A 12,717-nucleotide genomic window follows, 5' to 3' on the forward strand; every position below is an offset into this window, starting at 1 on the left:
CGGCTCCCGCGCAGTCCAAAACCATAACCCACAACTCACCCAACTCGCAAGCCCTTCGAGACACGACACTTCTCCAGACTTGCTTCCACTACCCAAAACCTTTGCCATCACTAGTTTCTAGATAGGACGAACAGACCATGCGCCATGGCAGGACGCTTCAGCCAGCAGCACCAACGTGTGCGGCCGAGCTCCAAGGAAGACCAGGTGGTGGAAAAAGCCAGAGAGCACTTCGAACGAACCCTGATCCAGGTCGCAGGTTCAGTGGCTGGAAGCGTTGCTGCGCTGGAACATCCCAGCCATGACGAAGCGCTGAATTATGGAGAGATCTTCCTGCGCGACAACGTGCCGGTGATGGTCTACCTGCTGACCCAGAAGCGATTTGACGAGGTGCGTCATTTCCTCACGGTCTGCCTCGACCTCCAGAGCACGACGTATCAGACCCGTGGGGTCTTCCCCACCAGCTTTGTGGAGGAAGGGAACGAGCTCATCGCGGACTATGGCCAGCGCTCCATCGGTCGGATCACCTCCGTGGATGCAAGCCTCTGGTGGCCAATCCTCTGCTGGCTCTACGTGAAGAGGAGTGGAGACGAAGAATTTGGCTCCAGTCAGAAAGTGCAACGCGGTGTTCAGTTGCTGTTGGATCTGGTCCTTCACCCCACCTTCGAAGGCACACCGGTGCTGTTCGTGCCGGATTGCGCGTTCATGATTGACCGTCCAATGGACGTCTGGGGTGCGCCCCTCGAGGTGGAGGTGTTGCTGTATGCATCCCTCCGCAGTTGCATCAAATTGATGGAGCTGAGCCGACGCCACCACGACAGTCGACTGTTGGATCAGCGCCTGGTCCTGACAAGGCAATGGGTGCATGATCTGCGCCAATTCCTTCTCAAGCACTACTGGGTCACCAGCAAAACCATGCAGGTGCTGAGGCGTCGGCCGACCGAGCAATACGGAGAGAATCAGCACCAGAATGAATTCAACGTGCAGCCTCAGGTGATTCCTGACTGGTTGCAGGATTGGCTTGAGAACAGAGGCGGCTACCTGATCGGAAACATCCGGACAGGACGTCCAGATTTTCGCTTCTACAGCCTGGGCAATTCCCTCGGCTGCCTGTTCGGGCTCCTGACCAGTCCACAACAACGGGCTCTGTTCCGCCTGGTGCTGCACAACCGTGATCACTTAATGGCCCAGATGCCTATGCGTATCTGCCATCCACCGATGGACGGCCTGGAATGGCAGAACAAAACCGGATCAGATCCCAAAAACTGGCCTTGGAGCTATCACAATGGCGGCCATTGGCCAAGCCTGCTCTGGTTTTTCGGAGCCGCCATCCTGTTGCATGAGCGGCGGCATCCCCATGCTGATGTGCTGCTGATGGGGCAGATGAAGGCGCTACTGGAAGAGAGCTACTGGAGTCAGCTCAACCAGTTACCCAGGCAGCAATGGGCTGAATACTTTGATGGACCGACTGGCACTTGGGTTGGACAGCAATCAAGGACCTACCAAACCTGGACCATCGTTGGCTTCTTGCTGCTGCACCACTTCTTACGCACCAGGCCCGAAGATGTCGAAATCCTCGACCTTGAGGAGCTTCTACCCAACCATGACCCCGCCTCAGAAGAGGAGCAAGCAGAGATTTAGCCACAAAAAAACCCGGTCCGAAAACCGGGTTGGAAGTTGGAGGTGTGTGATCCGACTCAGAACAGCCCCAGGGTGAGGGACTTGTCGATCGGGAGAGCAGCACCAATCCCCAAGTAAATGGTGGTCACCGTTCCAAACAGGAAAACAGCCATCGCCACTGGACGACGGAAGGGGTTTTGGAACTTGTTAAAGCTCTCAATGAACGGAACGAGCATCAGACCAAGGGGCACCAAGGTCTGCAAAGCAATGCCAAGAAGCTTGTTCGGAACAACCCTCAGAATTTGGAACACCGGGTAGAGGTACCACTCAGGCAGGATTTCCAGCGGAGTCGCGAATGGATCAGCCTTGTCACCAAGCATGGCTGGATCAAGCACTGCCAGGCCCACAACACAGGCAATGGTCCCCAGGATCACAACGGGGAAGATATAAAGCAGGTCATTAGGCCAGGCAGGCTCACCGTAATAGTTGTGACCCATTCCCTTCGCGAGCTTTTCGCGCAGCTTTGGATCGGTGAGATCAGGCTTCTTGAGGATGTGCATTGAATTGACCAGTGAGTGTTCGAGTGCGGCTGAACGTGAGTCGCTGGATCACAAGGGACCGGAGATGCCCTGCTTCCTGATCATCAGGAAGTGCATGAGCATGAACACGGCGAGAAGCCAGGGCATCACAAAGGTGTGGAGGCTGTAAAAGCGAGTGAGAGTGGATTGGCCAACGCTCTCTCCTCCGCGAAGCAGCTCAACCATGAAGTCACCAACAACAGGGATTGCCGCTGGAACACCCGAGACGATCTTGACTGCCCAGTAGCCGACTTGGTCCCAAGGGAGGGAGTAGCCAGTCACACCAAAGGAGACGGTGATCACTGCCATGGTGACGCCGGTCACCCAGGTGAGCTCGCGAGGACGCTTGAAACCACCTGTCAGATAGACGCGGAAGACATGCAGGATCAGCATCAGCACCATCATCGAGGCGCTCCAACGATGGACGGAGCGAATCAGCCAGCCAAAGCTGACGTCGGACATCAGGTACTGAACGGAGGTGTAAGCCTCAGCCACAGTTGGCTTGTAGTAGAAGGTCATCGCAAATCCAGTGGCGAACTGGATGAGGAAGCAGACCAGGGTGATCCCACCGAGGCAATAAAAAATGTTGACGTGCGGGGGCACGTACTTAGTGCTGATGTCGTCAGCGATGTCCTGAATTTCAAGACGTTCCTGGAACCAGTCGTAGACAGGTGAGGAGTTCGCCATGCAGAAGTGGGCTTGGATTGCGAGAGTCTACTGAACACGTCCCAGCGAACGCGCCGGGTATGAAGCCGATGTTGCCGACTGTTAATCGCCGCAAGAAAGCCTTGCGACAACTGGCTTGCTGCCTGCTCAGTCTTCTCCTGACCGGCTTTGCCTGGTCCTCGCCGGCACTGGCGCTCAACGATGCCCAGCAGCTGGTGGTGGAGAGCTGGAAGCTTGTGAACCAGAGCTATGTGAGCCCAGAGAGCTTCGACAAAATTCACTGGAAACGACTGCGGCAGAGGGCCTTAGAGGGAAAGATTGAAAGCAGTGAACAGGCCTATGGCGCCATCGAAACGATGCTGACGCCACTGGGGGATCCCTACACGCGCCTGCTCCGACCCGATGACTACGCCGTAATGAAAGAGAGCAATCAAGGCAGCCTCAGCGGCGTGGGGTTGCAATTGGCCCATGGGAACGCTGATGGCAGGGTCGTGGTGATCGCACCTCTTGAAGGCTCCCCGGCCGCGGAAGCCGAGGTCATCAGCGGAACAGCAGTGCTAGCCGTGAATGGCGAATCCACTGCCAGCCTTGGCCTGGAAACCACCGCAGCGCGCCTGCGCGGCGAAGCCGGAACGCAGGTGGTGCTTACGCTTGAAGCCCTGGATGGCACGAACGAGGAGCTGACTCTCGAACGCCGTAGTGTCGACCTCAGACCCGTGCGCACCCGGCGGCTGCGTCGCGACGAGCACACCCTCGGCTACCTCCGCATTACCCAGTTCAGCGAAGGGGTGCCCCAACAGGTGCAGGAAGCGATTGCCGAGCTTTCCGACAAGGGAATCGAAGGCCTAGTGCTTGACCTCCGCAACAATTCAGGCGGACTTGTGAGCGCAGGACTGGCCGTGGCCGATGCCTTCCTCAGCAACGAACCAATCGTGGAAACCCGCAATCGCGATGGCATTGCAGACCCAATCCAAGCCAACCTCCCAACCCTCTATGACGGACCGATGGTGACGTTGGTGAATGGGGGGACCGCCAGCGCCAGCGAAATTCTGGCCGGGGCCCTTCAGGATGATGAGCGGTCACAGCTGCTGGGCAGTCGCACCTTCGGCAAGGGGCTGATCCAGACCCTCACCAACCTCAGCGATGGCAGCGGACTTGCCGTCACGGTGGCCGGATACCTAACCCCAAGCGGGAGAGACATCCAGGGGCAAGGACTCGAACCCGACCGATTGCTGGACCAACCAGAACCGCTGAATCCAGGCGGAGACGGTGATCGCTGGCTGATTGATGCCGAACGAATCATGGAAGCAATGCTCGATCGCAGCGAGCCCTTGGACGCCACGTGACCGCGTTGATGTCCACGCGCACCTATCACGATCCGCTCCACGGCAACATTCAATTGGATGGCCATGACCCCGCCGAAGCCATGGTCATGGGTTTGGTGGATAGCTCCCCGTTCCAGCGACTGCGGCGGATCCGCCAACTCGGCCCCGCCTTTCTCACGTTCCATGGTGCCGAATCCAGCCGGTTCACCCACTCCCTCGGGGTGTTTCAGCTGGCACGCAAAGCCTTCAACCATCTGCTTCCCCAGGATCCGAGCCTCGAGCAACACAAGGGCGTGCTCTATGCAGCAGCCCTGCTGCACGACCTAGGCCATGGCCCCCTTAGCCACACAGGGGAAGAGATGTTCGGCCTCCATCACGAGACCTGGTCGGCTCGACTGGTGCGAGAGCATGCAGACATCCAGCCTTTGCTTGAGAGGGTCGCCCCCGGCACCGCAGCTGCCGTGGCCTCACTGCTGGAGCACGGTCAGGCAGAACGGGGCGTGATCAAGGCTCTGGTGAGCAGTCAGCTCGATTGCGACCGACTGGATTACCTGATGCGCGACAGCTACAGCACGGGCGCCCGCTACGGACAACTGGATCTGGATCGAATTCTTTCCGCCCTGACACTGGCTCCAGATGGCGACTTAGCCATCGCCCCCAAGGGATTGATGGCTGTTGAACATTATTTAGTGGTTCGCAATCTGATGTATCGCAGCGTCTACACCCACCGCCTCAACGTGGTGTGTAACTGGATGCTGCAGCAATTAGTCCGTGAGGCACGACGCCTTGGCCCGGAGCAGGTCTGGAGCGATTGCGTCATGGAGACGTGGCTCTGGGCCCCCCGTGACATCACACCAAGCACATTCCTCGCCAATGACGACCTACGACTGGGCTATCACTTGCAACGCTGGGCGGAGGAGGGGCCAGCCCCCCTGGCAGAGCTTTGTTCTCGCTTCCTAAACCGCAGGCTGCTCAAGGCCACCAGCGTGGCTCAACTTGAGCCTGCACAGCAATTAGAGGCTCTGGCGCTGGCTCGCCGACTGAGCGAAACAGTCCAGATGAATCCTGACCAATGCTGCGGGCTAAGCCATCAGCAGCTTCGGGGGTATCACCCCTACCGGGGAGGTCTGCGTCTCTGGGACGGAATGGCCTTACGCGGACTGGAACAGATGTCCCCTCTCGTCAACAGTCTCTCCACTCCAGCAGCAACAGCCTGGCTGATTCACCCGAGTGAGATCCAATCAAAGCTTCGCCATGATCTGGACAACCTCGAGGCAGGCGCAGCGGCTCAATCCTCCTAGCGTCTAACAACGGTTCGTGCCGTTGCCCTTCCATACAGACCCTGATGGCAGCTGATCAAAACTCCGGTCTGCTTCAGCGCCTCGTGCTCCCACCCATCAAGCAAGCGCACTGGAAAGACACCTTGCCCGATCAATTGCAAAGGCTTCGGCCTGGATCTCTCAACTTGATCTCGCATCACTGGCAGATGCGTTGCCGCGATCTGTCGTCCTTGATCAAACTGTTGCAGGGTGAAGGATTCAGGATCGCGAGCTTTCACACCCAGGAGCCGCTGACCGCCATCAGTGCCCAAGCCCTCGGCCTGCCCGTGCAGCTGCTGGAGAGCGACCCCATGGCTTCGGATGCCACTCCCAGTGATGACAGCGGAGACCAATCCAGTGATACCAAGCCAGATTGCACAACGCAGTTACGACTGCATCGCGGCACCCTGCGTGCAGGCGAGCAGATTGAAACTGCCGGAGACCTTTTAGTGCTCGGAGATGTGAATCCTGGCGCAAACGTCGCGGCAGCTGGTGACGTCATGATCTGGGGACGTCTGCGGGGAATCGCCCATGCGGGCCGCGATGGAGACCGTGCCGCCAAAGTCGTTGCACTTCAACTCAGGCCTCTGCAGCTCCGCATTGCTGATCAAGTGGCGCGTGGACCGGATGATCGGCCCCAACCCGGCCTCGCGGAAGAAGCCCGAATCGATGCCAATGAAATCGTGATTGAGCCTGCAAATCCTCGCCTGAGAGCAAGGATGTCCGTCCCAGCGACGGACTGAGGCGAACAAACGCTGGCCTGAATCTTCAACCCCCATTAAGGTGACGCGACTTCCCGGGGAGCCGTGGCGTCCACTTCGCGAACGATCCTGATCTGCTCTGGAAAAGGAGGGGTCGGCAAAACCACACTCACGGCCAACCTTGGCATCGCCCTGGCAAGGCTGGGGCTTCGCACGGTTGTTCTCGACGCCGACTTCGGCCTCCGCAACCTTGACCTGCTGCTCGGCCTGGAAAACCGCATCGTGTTCACGGCCCAGGAGGTGCTTGCTGAGAGCTGCCGTCTGGAGCAGGCTCTGGTGAAGCACAAACAGGAGCCAAACCTGGCCCTGCTTCCTGCAGGCAATCCCCGCATGCTCGAGTGGCTGAAGCCAGAGGACATGCAGACGATTGCAGGAATGCTGGAAAAACAATTCGATTATGTGCTGATCGATTGTCCAGCAGGCATCGAAGACGGCTTCAAGAACGCCGTTGCAGCGGCGAAGGAGGCCATCGTGATCACCACTCCTGAGGTGTCTGCTGTTAGGGATGCCGATCGGGTCATCGGACTGCTCAACACCCATGGGGTGAAACCTGTTCAACTCGTGCTGAACAGGGTGCGGCCCAAGATGATGGCCAGCCAAGAGATGTTGGCGGTCGATGATGTCACTGACATCCTGGCCCTCCCCCTGCTTGGTCTCGTCCTGGAGGATGAGCAGGTGATCGTGAGCACCAACCGGGGCGAGCCCCTCACGCTGAACGGCAGCAGTTCCCCAGCAGCTCGTGCCTACGGCAATGTGGCTCGTCGCCTGCAAGGAGACGATGTTCCTCTGATTGACCCATCCAAAGAAGGGCGTGGCCTTCGCGCCAAGGTGCGCCGACTGATGCAAAAGAAAATCTTCTGAAACCGATGACAGTGCGCGAAATCCTCGACAAGCTGCTCCGCCGCCAGCCCGCCAGTGCGAGCACCGCCAGGGATCGGCTGCAATTAGTACTGGCCCATGACCGCAGTGACCTCAGCCCCGAATTGCTGGACCAGATGCGACGCGAAATCTTTGAGGTCGTGGCTAAATACGTCGAAATCGACCTCGACGAGGGCGACGTGAGCCTTGAGACCGAAGACCGGGTGACGGCTCTCGTGGCCAATCTTCCGATCCGCAGACCTCTGGCAGTGAGCCAAAGCGAAGGCTGATCTCAAGCCGGCTGAACGGAGCGGGGAATCTTCACTGCAGCCCAACGTGTCCAGTGAAGCCATGCCCAGTTGTTCTCTCAGTCCGGCTGAACGCGCCGTCACCGATCTATTGGTGCAGGGTCTCAGCAACCAGGCCATCGCCGATGCACTGGTGCTGAGTGTGCGCACCGTTGAAAGCCATGTGAGCCATTCGTTGATCAAAACTGGATGCACCAGCCGTCTTGAATTGGTGGTGTGGCTGTTAGGTCAACAACAACTCCAGAGCTCAAAGCAGGCCGGTACACTTCCGACGTTGCCGGCTTAGCTCAGCGGTAGAGCAGCGCTTTTGTAAAGCGAAGGTCATCGGTTCAAATCCGTTAGCCGGCTTCAAAGACATGGCCTGATCTCTCGCCCTTGAAGAGGGACAGAGATCAGGCCTTACGGCCAGCCAGCAACCAGCCCCCCACCACCGCCAACAGCAAGGGGAGAGCTTTCAGGCTGATCAGTGCTGTTGCTGCGTGCACAAGCGGGTCACCCAACCAGAACCCCAGGCTCTGCAGCACCAACACCAATGCGATCAGCCAAAGCATGACGGCGGAGAACCCACTCCTGCTGGCATCACAGCACCCTGGCGCAACATCTGCCAGCGGTTCTGAGGCTCCCAGGCGAGAACGGTACTGGCCAAACCCAATGGCTGCGGCCAGTCCAGCGGGCCCAACAGTGGCAATTGGGGGAAGTAGCGACAGGCCTGTTCAGGATTGAGCGCGGCTGCAGCCCCCGCAGGATTGCAGCTGGTGGTTGCCAAAGGGCCGGTTTTGGCCAGTAAGGCTCTGGCCTGCTGACAGGCGGGTACTCGGAGGCCAAGACTTGTGGCACCTGGGTTGAGAGCCTGGAGCATGGCCTGCGCGGCAGGATCAGCGCCGACCGGCACGACCAACGTGAGGGCTCCAGGCCAGTGCTGGTGGGCGAGGCTGGAGGCCATTGCCTTGGCCTCAGGCACAGCAAGCTGCAGAAGCACCTCACCGCTTGCTGCCATCAAGATCAAGGGCTTCTCCCGCGGGCGTCGCTTCAATCTCCATAACTGACCGGCATGGGCTGGAACGGCTGCCATGGCGGGCAGTGTGTCTGTGGGCATCACAGCCGCTCCTCCCTTGAGGAGATGATCGGCAATCGCGTCGCTGGAAAGAACGATCGGCTGCTGACCTGACATGAACAACCCGACGGGTGCAGAACTGCCTCAGCCTGCACGACGAGCGACGGCAAACCGGCGAATGCCCTGAAGATCCTTCTCGGACCTGGCATCGATCAGCCCAGCCTTAGCCATGAGCGACAGAACGGCATCACTCTGATCATGGTGGTGTTCCAACAGCAACCACCCCCCTGGGGCCAAGGCGACGGCTGCTCCAGCGACAACCGTGCGGCAGCTCTGGAGACCATCACTGCCTCCATCAAGGGCAAGGCGTGGCTCATGATCACGCACCACTGGATCCAGTTGATCCACCACAAGCTCAGGGATATAGGGGGGGTTGCACACCACCACATTCAAATGTCCCCACCAGGGCCGAAGCGGATCCCACCAACATCCCTGGTGCAAGTTCCAGTCAGCATCCGGTGCCCATCGGGCCAGATTTCGGCGCGCCAGGGCAAGGGCAGCAGCGCTGCAATCCACAGCATGCCCCTGCCATTGAGGCCAGTGAGCAGCCAGAGCAAGGGCCAATGCTCCGCTGCCCGTGCCCAGATCAGCCCACATCCGAAGCCTCGACGCGGGTTCAGCCTCACACGCAGCGCCAAGAGCAAAGGCCAGATCAACCAGCTGCTCTGTTTCCTGACGGGGGATCAGAGCATCCGGCGACACAAACAGCTCAAACTGCCGCCAGGGACAACGGCCAACAAGGTGCTGTAGAGGGATCTGATCATGACGATGCCGCCACCACAATCGCTCCAGTGCATCCAGTGAACAGGTGAGACGAACCTGGACACCGCCGGGATCGAGCTGCACTTTCTGAAGATCTCGCCAACGCAGGCCGCCACCAAGATCCAGCAGCCAATCGAGATCCACCCGGCGACCTCCCTCCGCTAACAGACGACGACGCCAGGCCAGCAGGTCTTCCCCTCTCAGCACCCGTGATGCCATCGCCCCAGCTAAGCAAGCCGCCAGCGCATGCCAGGCTCCGCTTTCAAGACACCCTCCAACTCAAGCGCCACGAGTTGTTCCGCCAGGTCAACAGGACTGCGAGCAAGGCGATTCGCCAGGCACTGAAGCGTGGCGCCCTCCTCAAGCATGGCCTTGAGCATGGGGTCTCGCTGCAGTAGCAGCCGCCGGGCTTCCGCCAGGGATCGCCCTGAAGGATGGCTAGAGGCAGCCGACGAAGGCAACTCAGCGAGAGGGGCTTGGCCAAGGGTCTGCAGCAGCTGGTCAGGATCGAGCAACGGCCTGGCACCCTCCAGAAACAAACGATTGCTTCCCAGACCGGAAGGACGCAGTACGTCTGCAGGCATGGACCAAAGCGCGCGCCCTTGCTCCAGCGCGGCCCGGGCAGTGATGAGCGCACCACTGTTTTGGGGGCACTCAACCACCACCACAGCACGGGCCAGTGCCACCAGCAACCGATTGCGCAAAGCAAAACTAGACCGCTGCACCTTGGACTCAGGAGCCAGCTCGGTGAAGAGCAGTCCCGCCTCAGCCACGTCAGTCTGGAGCTGATGATGCTCCGGGGGATAGACCCGCTCCAATGGGGTGCCCAGCACCGCCACCGGCCGCCCTCCGGCCTGCAGGCAGCCACGATGGGCAGCAGCATCGATCCCCTCCGCCAAACCACTCACCACAGGCCAGCCAGCAAGAGCCAAAGCCTCCCCGAGAAGCTCTGCCGCCTTTAACCCATGCATGGATGGGCGCCGAGAACCCACAACAGCAACGGCCTGACCTGAACCCAAGGCGTTCAGCAAAGAGGCATTGCCCTGCCAGAACATCCTCAAAGGTGGACGGCGGAGGGCCTTAAACCCTTCTGGCCAGTGCCGATCCATCGGTAGCAGCACCTGATCAGGAGGGTCACAAGCCGGACAGGCCCCCACCAGACCTCGATAAGCATTAATGCTTAAGAGCAAATGGTCAGGCCACCCCAACGCAGCCTGCAACCGAGCGATCGACCACCCCCAGAGGCCCTCAAGGTCAGTGTCATAACGGTCAGCCAGCTCCAGCAAGCGAACCATCCGCGCCGCGCCAATCCCAGGGCAATGACTCCAGACCCACCACCATCGCCGCAAAGCATCAAATAGTACGCATGAACTAGTCTACAGGCTGGGGGCCCTGCGTCAGCGCGGCCAACGCAGGCGCCAGGAAAGCTGGAGGCCGTCTCAACACCCCGCGACCTCCTCCCGAGCTCTGCACGATGACAAGCTCCACCTCCGCCTCCGCCGCGCAGGTCCCATCCGGGAGACAAAAGCGTGAATGCCAGGGCCATCGAACACCCTGACGCGGAAGCACCTGACTCTCAACAATCACACGATCCCCATGGGAAAGCGCCTGCCGGTAGTGGAGCTGAAGGCGCACCACCGGCATCTCATACCCCTCGCCAGAAACACGGCAATACGGCATACCCACGGCAGCAAGCGCCTCAACCCGGGCCTCTTCAAGCCAAGCCAGGTAAGCCCCATGCCACATCACTCCGGCGTAGTCGGTGTGCTGAGGAAGCACGCGCTTCTCCAGCTTCCAGGGGGAGGTCGTAACGCTCTCAATCGCCATGTCTCAGGGGCGGGAGTCTCGCCATAGGCTGCAGCACAGCCAAAACGAGATCGTGTTTAAGAACCTGCTGATCGCCGATTCTGGCAAGGGGCATGTGGAGGAGATGGTTTGCATGCTGCGCGATCTTCCCGGATTCCGCGCCGCTCGCATCAACCTGCTCCACGTTGTACCCGAGCAAGGCTCAGTTGACTCTGAAGAGCACTGGGGAGCTGCCGCGTCATTGATGGCCCAAGCGGTGGGACGCATGGGCCTTGATGCCACTGAAGTGAACTCGATCATTCGCAACGGCGACGCCAAGCAAACCGTGCTGAAGGTGGCCGAAGAACTCAACGCCGATCTGATCGTGATGGGATCCAGAGGGCTGGGCCGCCTCCAGTCGATTCTCGCCAACAGCACGAGCCAATACGTCTTTCAACTCTCCACCCGTCCGATGCTGCTGGTCAGGGATGACCTTTACGTGCGCCACGTAAACAGGGTGATGGTCACCGTGGATGGCACAGGCGTTGGCGATGACGCCCTCAAGCTGGCCTGCGAAATGGTTCGCGACATCCCCGGCGGCCTGCTCACCGGTGTCCATGTTGCGCGCCAGGATCTCGCACCCTCCAGGGGCGCCAACAACAAGCGTGATGAGCTCCTGAACGCAGCAGTACAACGGGCGAGAAGCTTCGGCGTAGAGATGAAGCCCATGCATATCACCGACGCAGACGTGGGTCGGGGGGTCTGCAAAGCCGCGAAAGACACCAATGCAGATCTTGTCGTGATTGCCTCCCAAGACCGACGTCCACTCGTAGCCCGTGGCCTTGTGGATCTCGACAAGTTGTTGGGCGGCTCAGTGAGCGACTACATCAGGGTGCATGCACCTGCCCCCGTGATGCTGGTGAGAGAACCGGAGCGCAGCTGAGCTGCCAGCTCCGGCAATACCTCCAGTTCAACCCTGACGGCTATTGGTCTGGATGTAGAGAATGATCAGGAAGACAGTCGGAACCAGAACGAACAGAAGACTGGCAACAAAGCCGAGATCGTTGGTTTCCATGGCTGATGAAAGATGCAATCGGAAGGTATCACCGTTCGGCGACCTTCCGGAACGTTGCTTCAGCCCTCGTCATCGGGCGTAGCAGCTTCCCCCCTATCCAGGCTGGGCCGAACCAGCAGGAGCTGTCGCGTCGGTGCCTTCATCGCCCGAATCCTCAATGGGCTCAATCACAGGCCAAGCCGTAGGGCCCATGGGAAGTGTCTCGGCAAGGGCAGCCTTGATCTTGAGATCACGATTCGGAAGACCAGCCTGAGGCTTGGTCAGCACGATGACCGACTGCTCAACCAAGGACTGACAAGCCAACCTCCACGCATCAGGACGTCGCTTGAGCTTTGCATCCTCCACAGTCGTGCGCGGAGACAGCGATGCAGAACCACCACCTGAGATCTCAACGAAGCAGGTGATGCACTGCCCACAGCCGTTGCAGTTGCCGAGTCGCCCCTTGAGCCCATAAAGCTCGATGCCTTCCCTGAGCGCCACATCCCGCAGGTTTTCGCCTGGATAACACTCAACATCACGCCCTTCGCGGACGAATCGGATCACAGGCAT

The 12,717-nt window shown here is 59.5% G+C and carries 17 protein-coding genes and 1 tRNA gene; 9 read left to right on the plus strand and 9 right to left on the minus strand.

Annotation, left to right across the window (positions count from 1 at the left end; translation table 11 throughout):
* Positions 1 to 144 precede the first annotated feature (144 nt).
* The gene (locus DXY10_RS03715; protein WP_115016364.1) at positions 145 to 1,638 is read left to right on the plus strand and encodes a glycoside hydrolase 100 family protein; all 1,494 of its coding nucleotides are present in this window, start codon (positions 145 to 147) and stop codon (positions 1,636 to 1,638) included.
* 56 nt (positions 1,639 to 1,694) lie between these two features.
* On the opposite strand, the gene petD is transcribed toward DXY10_RS03715, so the two are convergent.
* Positions 1,695 to 2,177: a cytochrome b6-f complex subunit IV gene (petD, locus tag DXY10_RS03720; protein WP_115016366.1), complete on the minus strand. Its 483-nt coding sequence runs from the start codon at positions 2,175 to 2,177 to the stop codon at positions 1,695 to 1,697.
* Between the two features lie 48 nt (positions 2,178 to 2,225).
* Entirely contained in the window at positions 2,226 to 2,882 is a 657-nt protein-coding gene (petB, locus tag DXY10_RS03725; RefSeq protein WP_115016368.1) for a cytochrome b6, read from the minus strand.
* A 59-nt stretch (positions 2,883 to 2,941) separates the two neighbouring features.
* On the opposite strand from petB, the gene ctpZ reads away from it, so the two are divergent.
* The 7 genes from ctpZ to DXY10_RS03760 all read left to right on the plus strand — a co-directional run bounded on the left by ctpZ (position 2,942) and on the right by DXY10_RS03760 (position 7,780).
* Positions 2,942 to 4,207, plus strand: a complete 1,266-nt coding sequence (gene ctpZ, locus DXY10_RS03730) for a carboxyl-terminal processing protease CtpZ (RefSeq protein WP_115016370.1) — start codon at positions 2,942 to 2,944, stop codon at positions 4,205 to 4,207.
* An 8-nt stretch (positions 4,208 to 4,215) separates the two neighbouring features.
* Positions 4,216 to 5,487: an HD domain-containing protein gene (locus tag DXY10_RS03735; protein WP_115016513.1), complete on the plus strand. Its 1,272-nt coding sequence runs from the start codon at positions 4,216 to 4,218 to the stop codon at positions 5,485 to 5,487.
* A 44-nt stretch (positions 5,488 to 5,531) separates the two neighbouring features.
* The gene (gene minC, locus DXY10_RS03740) at positions 5,532 to 6,248 is read left to right on the plus strand and encodes a septum site-determining protein MinC (RefSeq protein ID WP_115016372.1); all 717 of its coding nucleotides are present in this window, start codon (positions 5,532 to 5,534) and stop codon (positions 6,246 to 6,248) included.
* Between the two features lie 63 nt (positions 6,249 to 6,311).
* Positions 6,312 to 7,127 (plus strand): septum site-determining protein MinD, encoded by an 816-nt coding sequence (minD, locus tag DXY10_RS03745; protein ID WP_115016374.1) that lies wholly within the window; start codon positions 6,312 to 6,314, stop codon positions 7,125 to 7,127.
* A 5-nt stretch (positions 7,128 to 7,132) separates the two neighbouring features.
* On the plus strand, positions 7,133 to 7,414 hold the full coding sequence (gene minE, locus DXY10_RS03750) for a cell division topological specificity factor MinE (RefSeq protein WP_115016375.1): 282 nt from the start codon (positions 7,133 to 7,135) through the stop codon (positions 7,412 to 7,414).
* Between the two features lie 61 nt (positions 7,415 to 7,475).
* A complete protein-coding gene (locus DXY10_RS03755) occupies positions 7,476 to 7,718 on the plus strand; it encodes a response regulator transcription factor (RefSeq protein ID WP_115016515.1) in 243 nt (80 codons plus the stop codon).
* Positions 7,709 to 7,780, plus strand: a tRNA-Thr gene (locus DXY10_RS03760). Before DXY10_RS03755 ends, DXY10_RS03760 begins: the two co-directional genes overlap by 10 nt.
* A 44-nt stretch (positions 7,781 to 7,824) precedes the next feature.
* Here the strand turns inward: DXY10_RS03760 and DXY10_RS14450 are convergent.
* From DXY10_RS14450 to DXY10_RS03780, 5 genes are all read right to left on the minus strand, one after another.
* Positions 7,825 to 7,983: a hypothetical protein gene (locus DXY10_RS14450; RefSeq protein WP_170955690.1), complete on the minus strand. Its 159-nt coding sequence runs from the start codon at positions 7,981 to 7,983 to the stop codon at positions 7,825 to 7,827.
* Complete coding sequence (locus tag DXY10_RS03765) at positions 7,971 to 8,603, minus strand: L-threonylcarbamoyladenylate synthase (protein WP_115016377.1); 633 nt, start codon at positions 8,601 to 8,603, stop codon at positions 7,971 to 7,973. The genes DXY10_RS14450 and DXY10_RS03765 overlap by 13 nt, the downstream gene beginning before the upstream one ends.
* Before the next feature lie 27 nt (positions 8,604 to 8,630).
* Entirely contained in the window at positions 8,631 to 9,527 is an 897-nt protein-coding gene (prmC, locus tag DXY10_RS03770) for a peptide chain release factor N(5)-glutamine methyltransferase (RefSeq protein WP_115016379.1), read from the minus strand.
* Positions 9,528 to 9,535: 8 nt separating this feature from the next.
* Complete coding sequence (gene dprA, locus DXY10_RS03775; protein ID WP_115016381.1) at positions 9,536 to 10,603, minus strand: DNA-processing protein DprA; 1,068 nt, start codon at positions 10,601 to 10,603, stop codon at positions 9,536 to 9,538.
* Between the two features lie 76 nt (positions 10,604 to 10,679).
* Positions 10,680 to 11,135, minus strand: a complete 456-nt coding sequence (locus DXY10_RS03780; RefSeq protein WP_115016383.1) for an acyl-CoA thioesterase — start codon at positions 11,133 to 11,135, stop codon at positions 10,680 to 10,682.
* 52 nt (positions 11,136 to 11,187) lie between these two features.
* Here DXY10_RS03780 and DXY10_RS03785 point away from each other — a divergent pair, with 52 nt between their 5' ends.
* Positions 11,188 to 12,036 carry a universal stress protein gene (locus DXY10_RS03785; protein ID WP_115016517.1) on the plus strand — a complete coding sequence of 283 codons (849 nt, stop codon included), beginning with the start codon at positions 11,188 to 11,190 and terminating at the stop codon, positions 12,034 to 12,036.
* 27 nt (positions 12,037 to 12,063) lie between these two features.
* Here the strand turns inward: DXY10_RS03785 and psbM are convergent, their stop codons facing one another.
* On the minus strand, positions 12,064 to 12,168 hold the full coding sequence (gene psbM, locus DXY10_RS03790) for a photosystem II reaction center protein PsbM (RefSeq protein WP_115016385.1): 105 nt from the start codon (positions 12,166 to 12,168) through the stop codon (positions 12,064 to 12,066).
* 93 nt (positions 12,169 to 12,261) lie between these two features.
* On the minus strand, positions 12,262 to 12,717 hold the full coding sequence (locus DXY10_RS03795; RefSeq protein ID WP_115016387.1) for a 2Fe-2S iron-sulfur cluster-binding protein: 456 nt from the start codon (positions 12,715 to 12,717) through the stop codon (positions 12,262 to 12,264).

This window comes from Synechococcus sp. UW140 (genome assembly GCF_900474295.1).
Classification (GTDB): Bacteria; Cyanobacteriota; Cyanobacteriia; order PCC-6307; family Cyanobiaceae; genus Synechococcus_C.